At 66.3% G+C, this 16880-nt stretch carries 14 protein-coding genes; 4 read left to right on the plus strand and 10 right to left on the minus strand.

From position 1 onward, the window contains the following. Positions 1–29: 29 nt before the first annotated feature. The 9 genes from mrtJ to ASF77_RS17815 all read right to left on the minus strand — a co-directional run bounded on the left by mrtJ (position 30) and on the right by ASF77_RS17815 (position 12529). Positions 30–455, minus strand: a complete 426-nt coding sequence (mrtJ, locus tag ASF77_RS17775; RefSeq protein WP_056342221.1) for a JDVT-CTERM system glutamic-type intramembrane protease — start codon at positions 453–455, stop codon at positions 30–32. Beyond that, entirely contained in the window at positions 452–3895 is a 3444-nt protein-coding gene (locus tag ASF77_RS17780; RefSeq protein ID WP_056342224.1) for a choice-of-anchor D domain-containing protein, read from the minus strand. Before ASF77_RS17780 ends, mrtJ begins: the two co-directional genes overlap by 4 nt. Before the next feature lie 80 nt (positions 3896–3975). After that, complete coding sequence (locus tag ASF77_RS17785) at positions 3976–5310, minus strand: OmpA family protein (protein WP_162244869.1); 1335 nt, start codon at positions 5308–5310, stop codon at positions 3976–3978. A 29-nt stretch (positions 5311–5339) separates the two neighbouring features. Next, positions 5340–7646: a hypothetical protein gene (locus tag ASF77_RS17790; RefSeq protein WP_056342230.1), complete on the minus strand. Its 2307-nt coding sequence runs from the start codon at positions 7644–7646 to the stop codon at positions 5340–5342. A gap of 245 nt (positions 7647–7891) precedes the next feature. Next, on the minus strand, positions 7892–8794 hold the full coding sequence (locus ASF77_RS17795) for an alpha/beta fold hydrolase (RefSeq protein WP_200934196.1): 903 nt from the start codon (positions 8792–8794) through the stop codon (positions 7892–7894). A gap of 22 nt (positions 8795–8816) precedes the next feature. Continuing rightward, positions 8817–9287, minus strand: a complete 471-nt coding sequence (locus tag ASF77_RS17800) for an AAC(3)-I family aminoglycoside N-acetyltransferase (protein WP_082493859.1) — start codon at positions 9285–9287, stop codon at positions 8817–8819. 4 nt (positions 9288–9291) lie between these two features. Further along, positions 9292–10515, minus strand: coding sequence for an ABC transporter permease (locus tag ASF77_RS17805; RefSeq protein WP_229445477.1), 1224 nt, complete (start codon positions 10513–10515; stop codon positions 9292–9294). Next, the gene (locus tag ASF77_RS17810; protein ID WP_229445478.1) at positions 10512–11318 is read right to left on the minus strand and encodes an ABC transporter ATP-binding protein; all 807 of its coding nucleotides are present in this window, start codon (positions 11316–11318) and stop codon (positions 10512–10514) included. The genes ASF77_RS17805 and ASF77_RS17810 overlap by 4 nt, the downstream gene beginning before the upstream one ends. After that, positions 11318–12529, minus strand: a complete 1212-nt coding sequence (locus ASF77_RS17815; RefSeq protein ID WP_056342236.1) for an efflux RND transporter periplasmic adaptor subunit — start codon at positions 12527–12529, stop codon at positions 11318–11320. The genes ASF77_RS17810 and ASF77_RS17815 overlap by 1 nt, the downstream gene beginning before the upstream one ends. Positions 12530–12736: 207 nt before the next feature. Between ASF77_RS17815 and rpiA the strand changes: the two genes are divergently transcribed. Together rpiA and ASF77_RS17825 are read left to right on the plus strand one after the other, a co-directional pair. Further along, positions 12737–13414: a ribose-5-phosphate isomerase RpiA gene (gene rpiA, locus ASF77_RS17820; RefSeq protein WP_056342347.1), complete on the plus strand. Its 678-nt coding sequence runs from the start codon at positions 12737–12739 to the stop codon at positions 13412–13414. 13 nt (positions 13415–13427) lie between these two features. After that, on the plus strand, positions 13428–13757 hold the full coding sequence (locus tag ASF77_RS17825) for a hypothetical protein (protein ID WP_056342239.1): 330 nt from the start codon (positions 13428–13430) through the stop codon (positions 13755–13757). Between the two features lie 145 nt (positions 13758–13902). Here ASF77_RS17825 and ASF77_RS17830 read toward each other — a convergent pair whose 3' ends face one another. Continuing rightward, the gene (locus ASF77_RS17830; RefSeq protein WP_056342242.1) at positions 13903–15081 is read right to left on the minus strand and encodes a DUF2325 domain-containing protein; all 1179 of its coding nucleotides are present in this window, start codon (positions 15079–15081) and stop codon (positions 13903–13905) included. Between the two features lie 414 nt (positions 15082–15495). Between ASF77_RS17830 and ASF77_RS17835 the strand changes: the two genes are divergently transcribed. Both ASF77_RS17835 and ASF77_RS17840 read left to right on the plus strand, forming a co-directional pair. Next, entirely contained in the window at positions 15496–15786 is a 291-nt protein-coding gene (locus ASF77_RS17835) for a hypothetical protein (protein ID WP_056342245.1), read from the plus strand. Positions 15787–16483: 697 nt separating this feature from the next. Further along, on the plus strand, positions 16484–16858 hold the full coding sequence (locus ASF77_RS17840; protein ID WP_156648926.1) for an STAS/SEC14 domain-containing protein: 375 nt from the start codon (positions 16484–16486) through the stop codon (positions 16856–16858). The last annotated feature ends 22 nt before the right edge of the window (positions 16859–16880 follow it).

Below are 16880 nucleotides of genomic sequence, written 5' to 3' on the forward strand. Positions count from 1 at the left end.
TCTCCCTGTTGTTCTGAGTTTGCACAGCCTTATAGGATGCCCGGCAGTCCGCCCGCCATGCTCCAGCGCAGCCAGAGGGCATTCATCGCCGCGTGCAGCGCGACGCAGTAGCGCAGCCGCCCGGTACGCGCGTACACGGCGCCGATCAGCAGCGCCGGCAGCGCGGCGGCGAAGGCGGCGGCATCGGCGCGCGCCAGCGCATGCGCCAGACCGAAGGCCAGGGCCGTCACGGCATTCGCCGGCTGCGGGCGCCAGCGGCGCTGCAGGGCCTCCTGCAGGCCGGCGCGGAACACGGCTTCCTCGAGCAGCGGAGCCAGCACCAGCAGCATGAGCAGGCGCCGCGCTGCATCGTCGACCGTCAGCATCGCCATCAGTGCCAGCGCGCCGCACACCAGCGGCAGGCGCCAGGACGCCGCATCCGATCCGCCCGCCGCACGCAGCATGCCGCGGCTCATGGCTGGCGCCCGCGCGCGGCGCGCGCACGCTTGCGGTAGACGATGGCGCCGCTGGCCAGGATCACGAGCAGCCACAGCGTCGGATCGAAGCGCGTGTCGCCCGAGGCCAGCGAGCAGCCGCCGCTGGACATCTCGGCTTCGGCCTGGCCGCTGCCGCTCAGCGGCACCACCAGGGGCCGGGTGTCGGCATCGGTGCTGATGCGCAGCGAAGCGGTGGCGGCGCGGGCGTCGGTCGGCGTGAAGGTCACCGTCACCGTGCAGTCGGCGCCGCGCGGCAGGGTGAAGGGCACCGCAGGGCAGGTCTTCGGCTGCACCGTGAAGGGGCCTTCGGCTTCCATCCCGGTGACCTGCACCACGCCGTCGCCGGCGCTGGCGAGCCGGATCTCGACCGGCGACGAGCGGGCGCCGACCCGCACCTCGCCCAGCGCCAGGCCGGCGGACGAGGTGGTGAGGAAGGCCGAGGTGCCGCCGACGGCGCGGCCGGTGACGGTGACCAGGGGCGGGGCGACGCTGCGCGAGGACAGCACTTCGAGCTGCGCACGCTTGGCGCCGCCGCTGCCCGGAACGAAGCGCAGGCTGATGGGGCAGGTGTCGCCTTCCGCCAGGGTCGCCGGGCAGCCGGTCGCGCTGAAGCTGGAAGCATCGGCGCCGACCATGCGGATCGCCTCGATCGACGCGGCGCCCGGCCCGGCATTGCGCAGGGTGACGCTCAGGGCCTGTTCCGACTGCTGGCCGGCCACGACGAAGTTGGCGAATTCGATCTGGGCCGGGGTGCCCGGGAACTGCAGCACCGGCGGTGTCCCGCCTGTCGCAGCAATCGCGGCGAGGCTGACGGTGCGGCGCGGCGTCGCATCGTTGGTATCGATCTGAATGGACGCGCTGTAGGGCATGTCCGGCCGCGCCGGATCCGGCGTGAACTGCACCTGCACGGTGCAGCTCGCACCCGCCGCCAGCGTCGTGCCCACGCAAGGGGTACGCGCATTGGGGCCTTCCGGAACCAGTGCGAACCCGGAACCGGTCAAGGTGATCGCGTTGATCTGGAGCGGGCCGGTTGCCCCGGCGCCGTTGCCGATCACCAGGGGCCGCGGCGGATAGACGGCGTTGATGAAGCGGCGGCCGAAGTCGATCGTGTCCGCGGACAGCGTCATGGCAGGGCCGGGCGCGGCGACGCCGGTGCCGCAGATGGTGCGGCTTTGTGCGCCATTGCTGCTCAGCGCCGCGCGTATGCTGACCGTCGTGCAGCGTTCGCCCAGCGCATTCGGCGTGAAGCGCATCCCGATCGCGCAGCTCGCCCCGGTGCTGGCGCGTCCCAGCGGCGCCGCGTTCACGCAGTTTTCAGCGAGGCTGAATTCCTGCGGGTTGCTGTTGCCCACTTCGGTGATGTCGAGGCCGTCCGCATCGCCGCTGTTCAAGACCTGGAACTCGTTCCAGACCGCGCTGGCGCTGTTGAGCGGCTGCGCCGCGAAGGCCGGCGGCGACACGCGGCCGTTCGCGCCGGCGCCAGGGTTAGTGAACAGGCCGATGCCCGGCTGGGGCGCGGCGGTCACGTTGCCGCTCAGGGGTACGTCGACGACCGTGCCGGCGGGCGCGTTGTGCGTGATGCGCAGCGTGGCCGAGCGCGCGCCCAGGCCGCCGCCGGCGCCGAATTTCGCCGGATTGAAGCGCAGTGCCAACGTACAGGCCGCATCGGCCGGCGCCTGCAGGTTCGTGTTGCCGGAAATCGGGCTGCCGGCCGGCAGCGAAGCGATGCAGGGGCGCGGCGTCGCCGGGCAGCCGGCGCTGTCGCCCAGTTCGAAGTAGCCGGAGGAATCGGCGCTGCTGCCGGCCGCCTGCACCGCCGCGAAGCCGAGCGACAGCGTGGCGGTGCCGGTGTTCTGGATCGTCGGGCACAGCGTCTGGGCGTCGGCGGTCGAGGCCGTGAAACCGGTCAGCGCGCCGAAGCCGGAAGGGAAATACACGGGCGTCGGCACGCTCGGCGCCGGCGTCACGCTCACGTCGACGCCGGCGGTCGACGGCGTACCGCCGCCTGTGGGCACGACGGTCAGGCTGACCCGGTAGGTGCCGACGGTGGCGAAGGTGACGTTCTGGGTCGCGGCGGTGCCGAGCTGGGTCGTGACGTTGGCAGGATCGCGCAGCGACCACTGGTAGTTGACGCCGTTCGCCGGCGTGCTGCCGCTGCCGCTGATCGTCAGCGTGGTGCCGATCACGACGCTGGCGGGCGGACTGGCGATGACGGCCTGCGCGACCACCGGCGGCGGCGCGGTGACGACGATGTCGATCCCGGTGGAGGAGGCCGTGCCGCCCCCGCTGGGCTGCACGGTCAGCGTCACGCGGTAGGTGCCGGCCGTCGGGAAGGGAATGCTTTGCGTCGAAGCCGTGCCGAGCGGCGTGGTGACATTGGCCGGATCGCGCAGGGCCCACTGGTAGCTGACCCCGTTGAGCGGCGTGCTGGTGCTGCCGTTGACCGTGAGCGTGGTGCCGGCGACGACGCTCGTGTTGTTGGCGGGACTGCTGATGATGGCCTGGGCCACGATGGGCGCGGTCACGATGACATTGATCGAAGCGGTCGAGGGCGTGCCGCCGCCGCTCGGCTGCACGGTCAGGTTGACGCGATAGGTTCCGACGTTGGTGAAAGTGACGACCTGTGTCGCGCCGCTGCCGGACGCCGCCACGGCATTGGCCGGGTCGCGCACGTCCCACTGGTAGGTGACGCCGCCGACCGGCGTACTGGTGCCGCCGTTGAGCGTAAGCGTGGTGCCGGCGACGACGCTCGTATTGTTTGCGGGACTGCTGATGATGGCCTGGGCGGCAGCGGTCACATTGATGTCGACAAAGGAAGAGGCCGAGGTGCCGCCGCCGACCGGCCGCACCGTCAGCATCACGCGATACGTGCCCACGGTACTGAAGAAGACGTTCTGGGTCGCGCCGGTGCCGGACGAACTGGTGACACCGGACGGATTGCGCACCGACCAGGAATAGGTGACGTCGCCTGCCGGAATGCTGTTGCCGCCGTCGAAGGTGAGGGTGGTACCGGTTTCGGTGTTCGTACTGGCGGGCGGAGTGATGATTGCCTGCGGGTTGAAGCGATCCCGTGCCCGGATCAAATAGGCGTAGATATCGGCCGCATCGGCGACGGCGACCGGGTCGCCGCTGCTGGCGGCGTTCCCCAGGGTCTGCATCTGGGTGACCGTCGGCGGCGACTTGAGCCGGTCAATGAAGGCGCCGACGGACGCCGACCAGGGTTCCGAGAAGCGCAGGTGATAGGACGCAGGCGGCGACGGAAATCCCGATGCGTTCGGTGTGCTGCCATGACAGGAAGCGCACTGGTAGGTCGACCCGTTGAAGAGCGTTTGGCCGCGCGCCGGATCGGCGGCGGACGCGCCCGAGGACCAGCCCAAGCCAACCAAGGCCAGCCCCAGCGCCAGGAGCACACGAAGCATCCCTCTCTGCCAAAACGCCGCCATTGCATTCTCCCTATTCGCCTGCGATCAAGTCCCTGTCGATGCTGTGTGCGCCACCCTCAAATACAATCCACCACCCTGAACTCCACCCGCCGATCCAGCGCATCGCGCTGGTCATCCGTCCCCAGCCCCACCAGCGCCTCCTTCGAGCCCACGCCTGCCGCCGTCAAGCGCGCACTGAGGCTGCGGTTCTGCTGCAGCAGCATCTTCTGCACCGCCTCCGCACGCTGGCGCGACAGGGTCTCATTGACGCGCGCGCTGCCGGTGCGGCTGGTGTGGCCGACGATGCGCACGCAGGCCGCGGCCTTGCCGGTCTGCTGGGCCAAGGAGGCGAGCCAGATCTGGTATTGCTGCGGCAGGTCGCCGACCTGGTTGAATGCCGTTTTACCCGGCTGGAACAGCATCTTGACCGGCAACCGTTTCGATTCCAGGCCCGAATCGACCAGCTTCGCGAACGCTTCGCGCGCGGCCTCGCGCTGGCCCAGCTGCCAGCTGGTCAGGTACAGGCCGTTCAGCACGCGCAGGTCACCCGGATCGGCCAGCGCGGCTGCTTCCTTGTAGAGCGTGTTCGCCTGCGGGATCTTGCCGTCGCCATAAGCGAGGATGGCTTCGTTGACGACCGCGGCGCCGGGCAGGCGCGCCAGGTAGTCGGGGTCGGCCGGGTCGCCGATCCTGGTGTTCACCTGGCAGGAGTTGATGTAGCCCGACACCGTCTTGTCCTTGTGCCAGGTCGGGCTGTCGCGGTAGAAGGGCAGGGGTTCCGGGTCGACCGAGCCGACGGTGGCGCGGTCGATCTGCTTGGCGATCACCCGGCCGGTGCGCAGGTCGATCAGGGTGAGCCAGACGCGGAAGGCGTCGGGCACCGTGTCGACGCTGCGCTCGACGGTGACCGGGGTCAGGGTGCCGATCAGGAGCAGCGGCTTTTCGGCCAGCGCCTGCCGCGTCAGCGGCTTCACCGCCCAGCCGCTGTACTTCGATTTGACGAGCGACTCGAGCTGGGTGCCCATGCGCGCCGTGCTGACGGTCTGGGCGCCGGTATTGGCGTCGATCAGCGGGTCGACGACCAGCGCGCGGCTTTCGTCGCCGAGCAGGGCGCGCGCCTGCGCGAACAGATCCTGGCCGGCGCGGTTGACGGCGCCTTCGAAGGGAATCGGCGCCGGCGGCACGAGATCCTTCGGATCGACGACCGCGACCTTGCGCAGGGGTGCCTGCACCGGCTGCGCGGCGGCGGTTACGGGTGCGCTTGCCTGCGGCGACGGCGCCGTGTCGGGCGCTTGCGCCGGAGCGGAGGCGGGCGGGGAACCGGCGCTGGTGCAGCCGGCAAGCAGAACCAGCGCGGCGGCGGCAGGGCGCCAGCCGTACGGGCGCAGCGAAGGGAACATGATCAGCTTCATGGTCGGCATCCTCAGGTAAAACGGTGGCCTTACTGTTGCGGATAGGCGGGGTCGGGCCGCGGCGCGTCGCATCCGAAATAGGTACGCATCAGCGCCGCCAATCCGGGGTCGGTCTTCACCCGTTCGGCCATGCTGTTGCGCGTGACGAGCGCGTTGGGCATGCTCGCGTTGCGCGCCAGGTCGGCCGTGCCGCCGCAGACGTGCGTCTCCGAGATACCGCGCATTTGGAGCGGCCCGAATTCGTCCCAATCGAAGCGGCTGCTGCCCAGGGCCGTGTGGCAGGTGCGGCAGGAGGTGCCGATCACTTCGCGGTAGAAGCGCGCGGCGCCCGCCGTGGCGGCCTGGGTTTCGTCGACGCGCCAGCGCGGCGGCAGGTAGTTCTTGTCGAGCGTGCGGCCGCCGGCATACCAGCCGTCGATCAGGCGCGTGGTCGGGCTGTCGGGCGGTGCGGCGCCGGTGCGCTCGGTGGCGCGCACCATCTGGTTGAGCAGGTACAAGGCGTCGGTCTGGGCGCGTTCGGTCAGCTCGGGGCGTGAGCTGAACAGGAAGTTGCCGGTGTCGAAAGGCAGGAAGCGCGCACCGAGGAAGGGCGAGGGATTGCCCTTGTCCGGGAAGCGGCCGTTGTATTGCGTGCCCCCGTGGCAGGCGACGCAGGCTCCCGGCATGTATTTTTCGCCGCGGCCGTCGAGGTTAATCGAGGGCAGCAGCGCGCCGTCCGGCCCGAAGGTCAGGAATTTGGTGAACGGTACGCCGCCATTCACGCCGGGCGAAGTCGAATACTCCATCGCCACGCAGGCGACCTGGTTCTCGCCCCGGAAGGCCGTGTCGAGCACCTGGTCGATCTCGGTCTGGGTGCTGCCGTCCGGCCCCGGGTGGTTGCACACATAGAAGGCCATCGAATCGGGCGCGGTGCTGGTGGCGACCATGCGGCGCACCAGGTTCAAGTCCCATTTGTTGATGTAGTCGGCCGCCACTTCGGTATTGGCGCCGGCGTAGGGCTTGAACTTGTGCTTGCGCTTCCAGTCGTCGAAGGAGATGGCCGCGACCATGTTGCCCTGGGCGTCGCAATCGCCGACCGCGCCGAGGGAGCGGTAGTACATGCAGGCGCTCAGGCGCGTGTCCTTGCCCTTGTAGGTGAGGAAGTGGTCGGGGCTCGGCAGGGCCCGCGTTTGCGAGGCCGCCGTTTCCAGGTCGAGGGTATCGCCGCGCACGTTGCCGTCCATGCCGTTGGCGAGCATCCGCACCACGCGCGGACGGCTGTTGGGAATCTGGTGCGACACCTCGACCGGGACGCTGCGCACGTAGCCGGCGGCGGCCGGCGCCGGCACGTCCAGCGTCGCCGCATACGACTCGCACTGCACGCGCAGCTTGAGGCGGGCCTGCACGGCCACGGCGGCATCGAGCGCATAGTCGCCGAAGCGGTTGACCCGCACCGGCGCACCGAGCACGGCGCCATCGGCTTGCAGCAGCTGCACGGTGGCCGCGCTTTGCAGGCCGAGGAATTCGTTCTCGGTGCCGCAAATGCCGCCGTCGGCCAGGCCGACGTGGCCGTGCAGGCGCAGGTTGCGGCCTTCCGGCAGCGCCGGCTGCACCGTCACGACCGAGGCCACGGTGCCGGGCGCGAAGCCGGCGAGGCAGGTATCGAGCACGACGCCCTGGGTCGTCGCGCATTTGATGTCGTAGCTGCGCGCCGCATCGAGCTTGGGCAGGCCCACTTCGCCGCTGAGGTCGGACACGCCGCTGTAGACCACTGCGCCGTTCGACACCACCTGCACCTGGACGTCGGGCAGGTAGACCGTGCGCCGCACGGGCGTGCCGCCACCCGGCGGGGCGAAGCTGGTATCGCCCGGCGCCTGGAAGCGCAGCCTGACGGGGGTGCCGGAGAAATCGCTGACCGTGGACGCCGTATAAGCCACCGGCGGCCGCACCGGCGCCGAGACACGCGTGCCGTCGCTGGAGACGGCGTATTGCTGCTCGCGGTAGCCGCCCTTGCCGTCGGAGATGAGGACATAGGCGAAGTGCAGGCCCGGGCCATCGGGCAGCGTCCACATGGTTTCGCGCGCATTACGGTTTTCGACGCTGCCGCCGGTCACGCGCCACTGGTATTGCAGCGAGTCGCCGTCGGCGTCCAGTGCTTCGACGCGCAGCGCGGTCTTGGTCGGCCCGCTGTTGGCGACGCTGCCGGTGCTGCCGCCGAAGCCGCTGCTGGAGCCGCCGCCGTCGCTACCGCCGCTCTTGCCGCCGCATCCGGCGACGGAGGCGGCGGCAAGGAGCGTGAGCATGGCGATGCGATGCGCTGCCGAGGAACGGCAGTACCACGAATGAAACGCGTTCATGCAAGGAGCTCTCCCTAGAATCGTGTTCGGCTTCGTTCCCGCACTGACGGCAGGCTTGTGCGCTATGGATGCGCGTACCGGTACATCGTTCTGCTACTCACTTCTGACTTGCGGCGCTAAATTTCTGTGGTGCCTTTGTTCCTAGTTAAGAAAAAGTATAAATCGATTTTTTGTAAATATGTTGGATCTCAAAAAAAATGTTTAATTTTGCAACGGTGCCGATTACTGATTCCATTAGGCAATAATTATGGCGCACCAAGGAAGGCTTTGACTTCGCTGCGGAAGCGTTGCGGCTGATCCCACATGATGAAATGGGCGCTGTCGGGAATGCGCTTGAGGCTCACGTTCTTCAGCGGCGCATAGCCGCCTTTGTAGGCAGCGTCGAACTGCTCGGCCGGGATCGGCACGCTCTTGGGCTGGACGTACAGCACCGTGGTCGGCACGGCGATCTTCGGTAGTTCGGGAATCAGGTTCGTGACGATCAGTTCGCGGTAGGCGCGGATGGCGACGTCCGGATCGCTGGCCATCGAATCTCCTATTGCGACCGGACGCATCGCCTCGGTGTCGACCATGCCGGCGATGGTCTCGTTGGCGCGCTGCGAACGCTGCTCGGGCGGCGTGGCGCGCATGCCGGCGGCGACCCCGTCGGCGACCGCTTCCACCCGTGCCTGGGGGGCGCCCGGGCCGGCGAAGAAGGTGCCGAGGAAGGGGAACATGTCGACCACCATCAGGCGCGAGAGCGTGTCCGGATGGCGGCTTGCGAGCATCATGCCGATGGTGCCGCCCATCGAGTGGCCGATCACCGCCGGCTGCTTCAGCTTCGACTCGCGGATGTAGCGCGCGATCTCCTCGGCCACGGGCGCGGCCACCGCGCCCTCCTTGTTGCCGCCGGCCGCCTGGCCGGCAAAGCCGGCGATGTGCACCAGGTGGTAGCGGTAGCCCGGCAGCGCCTCCACGGTCGAGGCCCAGACGCGCGGCGAGGAATTCAGGCCGGGAATCAGGATCACGTCCGGCCCCGACCCCTCGGTGCGCACGCTGATGCGCTCCGAGGAGAAGGTCGCGGCCAGCGCACTGGCGAGGGGCAAGACTGCCAACAGGCTTACGGCGCCGGCCGCGAATGCGCGGCGCGACAGGGTCATTGAACTCATACTGCCTCCTGAACTGAACACGTTATCGATCCGCCGCGCGGGCGACGGGAATGTCGAAATGGAGCACGTCTTCACGCACCCCGAGTTTGCTGTAGAGCGCGATCGCCGGCGCGTCTTCCGGCGCGGTATCGGCCTGCACGAAGATGACCCAGGCGCCGCGCGCGGCGGCGATGTCCTGCAAGGCCGCGATCAGCGCAGTGGCGATGCCGCGCCGGCGGTGCGTCGCCGCCACCGCCAGGTCGTAGATGTAGATCTCGCTGCGTTCCTGCTCGAACTTGTGCAGCTCGTAAGCGCATAGGGCGCCCGTGACCTGGCCATCCTCGAAAGCCGCCAGCGCGATGAAGCTGTCGCGTCCGAGCAGCTTGCGCAGGTAGGCGGCGCTTGGCGGCTTGCTCGTGTACGAGGCCGGATCGCCGAAGGCCTGGCCGAAAAAGCGCAGCACGGCGTCCATCGTCGCCGCATCGGCCGCGCCGAGCTGGCGAATCCGATGCATGTCCTCACTCATGGCGCAGGCAGTCCACCGGCAGCAGGCGCGAGGCGCGCCGCGCCGGATAGAAGCCGAAGAACACGCCGACCGCCGTGGCAAAGGCGCAGGCCACGATCACGGCGCTCAGGCCGACGCGCACGTCGAAGTCGGCCGCCGCGCTGATCGCCGCCGCACCCGCCGCCGCGATCCCGATGCCGACGGCCGCCCCGGCCAGGCAGATCATCACCGCCTCGGTCAGGAACTGCAGCAGGATGTCGCGCGGCTTGGCGCCGATCGCCATCCGGATGCCGATCTCGCGCGTGCGCTCGGTTACCGACACCAGCATGATGTTCATGATGCCGATCCCGCCGACCAGCAGCGAGATCCCGCCGATCACGCCCAGCAGCGCTGCGATGCCGGCCGAGATCTTGCCGGCCGTGGCGGCGAAGGTCGCCATGTTCTGCATGCGGAAGTCGTCGGGATCGTCGAGCTTGATGCGATGGCGGTCGCGCAGGGTTTCCTTCATGTCTTCGATCGCATCGGTCAGCACCGCATCGCTCTTGCCCTGCGCCGCGATGTAGTGGACGTTGTCGGGGAAAGGGCCGCGCACCATGTAGGCGCGCGCGGCGGTGATCGGCACCAGCACCATCTCGGACAGGTCGTCGCCGTCGAGCTGGCGGCCCTCGCCCTGCAGCACGCCGATGATCTGGAAGGAGACGTTCTCGATGCGCAGGTAGCGCCCGAGCGGATCCTGGCGATAGAAATAGCGATCCGCCACCTTCTGGCCCACCACGACCATGCGCGCGGCGGCGCGCACGTCGTCGTCGGTGAACATGCTCCCTTGTTCGATCTTCCAGTTGCGGATCTTGAACATGGCCGGCGTCACGCCGTGCACCATGTTGGCGGCGGTCTCGTTGCCGGCGGCGAGCTTGAAGGTGCCCTGCAGGGCCGGGGCCGCGCCCAGCAGGTTGGGCAGGCGGTTCAAGGCATTCGCATCGGCCAGGGTCAGCGAGGGCGCCGCGCCGCTGCGGCTGCGCAGCTCCGCGGTGCGGTCGCCGCCTGGCATGATGTAGACCATGTTCGTGCCCAGCATCTGCATCTCTTTCTTGATGAAGCGCTGCATGGTGTCGCCCAGCGCCAGCATCAGCACCACCGAGGCGATGCCGATCACGATGCCGAGCATGGTCAATGCGGTACGCAGCCGGTTCGCGGCCATCGAGCGCAGAGCTTCGACGACGACCTGGAAGACCTTCATGGCACGCTCCCGGTTGCACGATCGTGAGCACTGTTGCGCGCACTATCCCGATCGCCGGCCGCGGCCTGCTCGTGGCTGGCGGCGAGCTGGCGCAAGCCTTCGCCGGCCGGGCCGTCGTAGAGCACGCGCCCGTCCTTCAGGCGCACCAGGCGCCGGCTCCAGGCCGCAATGTCCGGCTCGTGCGTGACTAGCACGATGGTAATGCCGCGTTCGGTATTGAGCTTCTGCAGGCCGCGCATGATGTCGTCGCTGGTTTGCGTATCGAGGTTCCCGGTCGGCTCGTCGGCCAGGATCAGCGGCGGGTCGCCGACCAGGGCGCGCGCGATCGCCACGCGCTGCTGCTGGCCGCCCGAGAGCTGGTTCGGCGTGCGCTTGCCCAGTTCACCCAGGCCGACCCGTTCCAGCTCCTGCTTCGCCTTCGCCAGTGCGCGGCCGCGCGCCACGCCCGCGTAGATCAGGGGCAGGGCGACGTTCTCGATCACGCTCATGCGCTTGATGAGGTTAAAACTCTGGAACACGAAGCCGATGGTGCGGTTGCGGATTTCGGCCAGTTGCGGGCGCGAGAGCGAACGGGTATCGGCGCCTGCCAGCAGGTAGTCGCCGCCGCTGGCCTGGTCCAGGCAGCCGAGGATGTTCATCAGCGTCGACTTGCCGGAGCCCGACTGCCCCATCACCGCGATGAAGTCGCCGCGCTCCACGCGCAGGTCGACCCCGAACAGCACCGGCGTCTCGACGCTGCCCGACACATAGCTTTTGGTGACGGCGCGGATGTCGATCAGCGCGTCGTTCATGACCGCCGCCATCACATCTCCTGCGCTGGCGCCAGCGAACGCGTGACCACGCGCTCGCCCACTTTCAGGTCGCCGCTCACCACTTCCGTGTAGCGGAAATTCGACAGGCCGATGCGGATGTCGACCGGCTTCGGTTCGTTCTTCGCGTCGAGCTTGTAGACCTTGAACATGCGCGCGGTCTCGCCCGTGCCCTGGGCCGCCAGGTCGTCCTCGAGCGGCGGCACGACGGCGTTGCCGGCGGCGTCCTTGGGCTGCTTGGCGGCGAGCGCCTTGCGTTCCTTTTCCTGGTCTTCTTCCGACAGGCGGAAGCGCAGGGCGGCGGTCGGGATGCGCAGCGCTTTCGGGCGGTTGTCCACCACCAGGCGCACCTGCGCCGTCATGCCGGGTTTCAGCAGTTCGTCCTGGTTGGCGACGTCGAGCACGACGTTGTAGGTGACGACGTTCTGCACCACGTTCGGTGCCAGGCGGAACTGGCGCATGGTCGCGTGGAATTCGCGGCTCGGGTAGGCGTCGACCACGAAGCGCGCCGGCAGGCCGTCCTTGAGGGCGCCGACGTCCGCTTCCGAGACGCTGGTATCGATCTGCATCTTGGTCAGATCCTGCGCGATCTGGAACAGGTTCGGCGTGTTGAAGGAAGCGGCCACGGTCTGCCCCAGGTCGATCGTGCGCTTGATGATGACGCCGTCGATCGGGCTGCGGATCACGCTGTTGTTGACGTCGGCGAGCGCGCGCGCGAGCTGTGCGTTGGCCAGCTGGACGTTGGCGCGCGCCACGTCGAGTTCGCGGCGCGACTGGTCGAGCGCGAGACTCGAGACGAATTTCTGGGCGACGAGCTGCTCGTTGCGCTCGAAGCTGGCCTGGGCCAGGCGCAGCGAGGCCTGCGAGGAGGCCAGGCTGGCGCGCGCCTGTCCGACCTGGGCGTTGAAGATGGTAGGGTCGAGCTTGAGCAGCACCTGCCCTTTTTTCACGCGGTCGTTGAAGTCGGCCTTGAGCTCGACCACGGTGCCCGAGACCTGCGAGCCGACATTCACCAGCGCGACCGGATTGATGGTGCCGGTGGCGGTGACGGTGTGCGTGATGCTGCCGGTATCGACGGCGCTGGCGCGGTATTTCAGCGGCGGCGTTTTCGGCTCGCTGTTGCGGTTGGCCCAGGCGACTGCGCCCGCGCCCGCGATCAGGAGGGCACCGGCAACCAGTACCCGCTTTTTGGTGAAGAGTTTCATCGTGTCGCCCGTCTGAGGAAAAGAGATGCAAGATGATGCCAAATTGCAATTAACCGAGTGTCTGTGATTTTTATGCTTTCGGCAATTCAAAATGGATACATACGGACAGGAATCGAGTATGCATGTGGCGATTCCGACGCAGCGCCGGCCGGCAGGGTCTGGCGATCCGTTAAAATGGCGGCATTCCTTTCCACCAATGCAGACATCATGACTCAGGACGAACTCAAGCAAGCCGTGGCACGCGCCGCCATCGATTACGTGGTCGAGGGCGAAATCATCGGCGTGGGCACCGGCTCGACGGCCAACTTCTTCATCGACGAACTGGCAAAGATCAAGGACCGCATCAAGGGCACCGTGGCCTCGTCGGAAGCGACCGCCGCCCGCCTGCGCGGCCACGGCATTCCCGTGTTCGACCTGAACGAGGTCGAGTCGATCGCCGTCTACATCGACGGCGCCGACGAGATCACCGATGCCGGCGCCATGATCAAGGGCGGCGGCGCGGCCCTCACGCGCGAGAAAATCGTCGCCTCGGTGTCGAAGCGTTTTGTGTGCATCGCCGACGGCTCGAAGCTGGTGAACACGCTCGGCAAATTCCCGCTGCCGGTCGAAGTCATCCCGATGGCGCGTGCGGCCGTGATGCGCAAACTCGCCGCCCTCGGCGGCCAGCCGCGCCTGCGTACCAAGGCCGGCAGCGATGAAGCCTTCATCACCGACAACGGCGGCGAGATCGTCGACGTCGTCGGCCTGCAGATCGCGGATCCGGTGGCCCTCGAAAACGAGATCAACGGCATCGTCGGCGTGATCGCGGTCGGCCTGTTCGCCAAGCAGGGCGCCAATGTCTGCCTGCTGGGCATGGCCGACGGCGTCAAGACCCTGAGCTTCTGAGCGGAGAGCGGCCATGAAGACATTGCTGGCGCTGGTGGCGGCAAGCCTGCTGGGCGGGTGTGCGATGTTCAAGTCGGCGCCGCTTGAAGCCCCGCGTGCGGCCGCACCGGTCAAGGCCGCGCCGCGCCTGGTCGATGCCAACGGCGTGCCGATCGAACGCGTGCCGTATCGCGTCGGCGTGTCCTCGGCAACCGTCGAACAGCTGGCGCGCGAGCATGCCTGCACGGGCCAGGGCGCCGGGCTGATCACCGAACCGGGGCCGGTCGAGGTCTACCGGATGCAGTGCGGCGACGGCAAGGTGTTCATGGCGCGCTGCGAGCTGCGGCAGTGCCGCAAGATGTGAGTTGACGCGCATACGGACGTACGCGTGGGCATGCCCACCCTACGACTGTGGTGCACCGTAGGGTGGGCATGCCCACGCGTTCGCACCGCCTGATCAAACGCGCCATCTCGCCCCAACTAAAGCGCCCGCACATCGGGCACGCCCCTCACACCACCGCCTCCACCTCCTGCAAGGTCCGCGCCAAACTCGACGCACTCGGATTATCCACAAACACGCACCGCGTCCCCGTGCGCTTGCAATGATCCTTCACGCGCCAATACGCCCCATGGCTGATGCAGCCGGTCTGGCAAATAACCAGATCCGCCGCCGCCAGACTGGCATCCAGTAAGCCGCTGCTGTCCTCCAGCCCGCCGTCATGGTGCGCGAACTGCGCCCCTACGCGCTCGACCAGGCTGCGGTAAATCGGCACATTCCCGCTGCGCCCACCGACGCACAGGATGCTGCGATTGACCAGGCGTACCGGCTGCACGGGCGTCTCGGCCGGGTCGGCGCGCGGCGGCGCCTCGATCGGCAGGGCAGGCGCGGGCGCCGCCTGTTCGGCCCTGGCCGCGGCCAGCTGCAGCCGCAGCGCCTGCTCGCGCGCTTCCACCTGCGCCAGCCGGTTCGCCAGCCGCCTGCGCGTTTCCAGTTCCGGGATCGAGGCGCGCAGGGCCGCCAGCTCGGCGCGCGCCTGCCCGATCTCGGTGTCCTTGCCGATCGCCACTGCGCGCAATCCCATCAGCGCCGCCTCGTGCTCGCGTGCATCCGCGGCCTTGTCCCGCACCAGCCCGTTGCAGCGCTCCTGCAGCCGCAGCAGCTCGCGCCCGAGCCGCGCATTCTCGGCCAGCAGCGCCTGGTACTTGTCCATGTCGACGCGGGCGCCGGCGCCGGCCTGGTGCTGCACCATGTGGATGTCGCGCGTCATCCGTTCTTCCAGCTCCGGCGTGCAGCGCGCGTGGGTGAGGCCGGCCCAGAAGGCGCCGGCGACATTCCCGGCGGCGACCGCCGCGTTCCACAGCGCCTGCACCTCGGCCGTCGTCCTGGCCTTGTGAAAGCGCGCGACTTCGGCCGCATAGCGGCGCTCGAATTCCTTCTGCAAGGCCTCCGACAGCGTCTTGCGACCCATGCACTCGTTGACCACACCCACGTGCAGTTCGTAATCGTCGTGCTCCAGCTGCTCGCCCACGACCTTTTCAGCCAGCCTGCGCAAGCCCTGCATGGAAAGGCCGACGCCGATCAGCGGACAGTGGCAGGTATGGGGCAGTTCCCACAGGCGCCGGCGGCGCGAGCTTTGCGGGGCGCAGTCCTTCGGGGCAAACTCCGATGGGGCATGTTTATCGCACATACATTTCCTTCGCGTCAGTCGGGATTAATGAGAATGATTCTCATTCCCTATTCTATCGCGGTTGAGGGGAGACGCAAGTGGAATGTGTGTGATGCTCAGGAGCTAGCGAAAGCTTTCAGTTGCTGTTCAGTCAATAAGTCACCTACACTGCGTGGGAACGTCTGCTATCGGCCAGGAGCGGACGTGGAAGGTTCGCTACCATTAAGGAACATCTGAACAGGGGCAATTAAATGTCAGAGAAAAAACTTAAGGACGGTTGGAAGCGGACGTTAAGCTCTTCAAGTCAAGCTGTCTAAACTTTCCAATTTGGCAACAACTAGGGTAGACTAATCGCTTTAGTATCGTCTGCTATCGGCCAGGAGCGGACGTGGAAGGTTCGCTACCATTAAGGAACATCTGAACAGGGGCAATTAAATGTCAGAGAAAAAACTTAAGGACGGTTTATGCCTGTTCGAGGAGGCATTAACAGTCATGAGTTTTAACGCAGATCGGCTAGATAGTGGCTTCATGACCCATCGGCAGGAGCGCGAGCGCTGTGCGGCGAAGTTTCGTGACATGAAAGAGTACTGGAACAAAGATCCTATGCTTCTGGGAACACTAGATGACTTGACTTGTTCTGCGATTGCGGCGTACGCCGATGAAGACTTCGATCAAGGAAATACGCTTGTGATGCGTATTGAAGAGATCCTTTGGACATTGAGATGAAGTGTGGCTGGCTCCAAACTCGATTAACGGATCGCTTAAGGTATGTCCGCTTCGGGTCGTAAGCAGACGTCGGACTCGTCTTAAACGCGCTTCCTCTTTTTCAATCTTGCAACAACTCGGGCAGACTGATTGTTTCATGATGGTCTGCGACCGCTCAGGAGCGCACTGTCTAGATTGGCTTGTTTCTTGAGTTCCTATTAACTCTGGAGTTGCAATGTATAAGTGCCCGCACTGTGGGAAGTCGACTATCTCAATGAAAGCAGCTGCCCTGTTTAAGCCACCTTTCGATGGCCGTGCTATTTGTCCGACATGTAGGACGCACTTACGTATGAGGTGGACGGTGTCTAGGTTCTTACTTCCAATTTATTTGCTCACCCGCTCAGTACTCGGCTTACTGTTCAATATCCGCTTTGATTTGGGATTTATGGGGGAGATTACGGTTGCAGTAATTTTGGTAGCCTTGCAACTTCGTTTTATCTCGTACAAGAAAAGTCTGTAGTGCTGTGGAACCTGCCAGTTAAGCCCATTCGGTAGCGGTGGTGGCGGCGAGAAGGCAACGAGAGTACCGTCGGCTTTGGGTCGGAGGCCGGCGCTGCAACCGTCTGCAACCGGCCAAAAGCGGTCACATCTAAGGAGCGGTTGCCTTTAGTATTGCGGGGGTGGAATTGCGAGCTTTAAACTAATTTAAGTGGATAAAATGCCAAATACTCAACTTTGGATTGAGCCTCTCGGCAACGTCATTGTGGCCCGACTGAGAGGCGAATTAACCGAAGGCATGCTTGAAGAAACACACGAGCGGGTAGTCCAACTGCTTCAGGATACCGGTTACACACGCGTACTCTATGACGGATTGGAAATGGAGACGCATAACGTCGAGCTTGCACTGATGCAAGAAAAACTCGACAACACAACAAGGCAACTATTCCAAGATCGACCTCTCCGTAAAGCGATTTTGGTTCCGAATACACGACTGGCTTACTTAGCGCGGATCGCCTTCGGACAATTTGGTGAGGGGGAATACCGCGTTTTCTATAACGACCTTACGCAAGCCTTGCACTGGCTTGAGGAGTGAACGGGCGGTCCGCTTTGGGTCG

The sequence above is a fragment of the Massilia sp. Leaf139 genome (assembly GCF_001424165.1).
Classification (GTDB): Bacteria; Pseudomonadota; Gammaproteobacteria; order Burkholderiales; family Burkholderiaceae_D; genus Telluria.